Source organism: Mesorhizobium sp. ArgA1, assembly GCF_053714375.1.
The window spans coordinates 1-1,045 of record NZ_JBSKBQ010000102.1; the positions used below are offsets into that span (position 1 = coordinate 1).

Below are 1,045 nucleotides of genomic sequence, written 5' to 3' on the forward strand. Positions count from 1 at the left end.
AACAGGCGGCGAAACTTGAGAGCCAAGAAGCCGAAGTCAGCAAGCGCGACTCCATTATCGGGCTTCTGCGCGTGCAGTTGGAGTTGCTCCGCCATCGGCAGCATGGCGCTTCTTCGGAAAAGATCGACCGGAAGATCGAGCAATTTGAACTGATGCTGGAGGAGATCGAGGCCGCCCGCGCCGAGGCTGAGATGCGCTCCGGGAAAGCTCCTTTGCCGGAGTTGGACGACGCGCCGGATAAGCCGAAGCGCAAACCATTGCCCGATGGTCTTCCAACCGAAGAACTGGTCTATGCGCCACCCTGCAATTGCCCAACCTGTGGCGGCACATCGTTCCTGAAGGCCGCCGACAGGGTGGTCCAGGTGATGGAGCACGTGCCGGCGTCCGTCAAGATTGTCCGCCACGTCGAAAAGCGCATGATCTGCAGGGACTGCGATACGACGGTGGCAGGCGAAATGCCGACCCTGCCGATCGAGCGCGGCAAGCCCGGACCGGGGTTGCTGGCCCATATCATGGTCGCCAAATTCGACGATCACATCCCGCTCTACCGTCTATCCGAGATGTACGACCGGCTGGGGATAGATATCTCCCGATCCGTGATGGCTGACTGGGTCGGCCGCGTGTCCGTTCTGCTCTCGCCCCTCATCTTGCTGATCAGAGCCCATATCGCTGCGGTCGACCGAATACATACGGACGATACCCCGGTCGATGTTCTCGACCCTGGGCGAGGAAAGACAAAAACCGGGCGGGTCTGGGTCTATGTCTTCGATGGCAGCGGCTATCAAGATCCCACTCCAAGAGCCATTGCCTACTACTATAGCCCCGACCGCAAGGGCGCGCATCCAGCCGACCATCTCGCAAACTTCAGCGGCGTGATGCATGCCGATGGGTATGGGGGTTACAAGAAGCTTTACGGCAACCAAATCATCGAGGCCGCCTGCATGGCGCATGTACGCCGCAAGTTCCACGATGTGATCAAGCTGAAGCCATCTCCGATCGCTGACGAAGCGCTGTCGCGCATCGGTGCGCTTTACGATATCGAGGA

Annotated in this window: 1 protein-coding gene; it reads left to right on the forward strand. The window is 59.6% G+C overall.

Annotation, left to right across the window (positions count from 1 at the left end):
* Positions 1-1,045, forward strand: a 1,045-nt coding sequence (gene tnpC, locus ACWGTI_RS32500) for an IS66 family transposase (RefSeq protein WP_454590659.1), incomplete at both ends; no start/stop codon positions are given.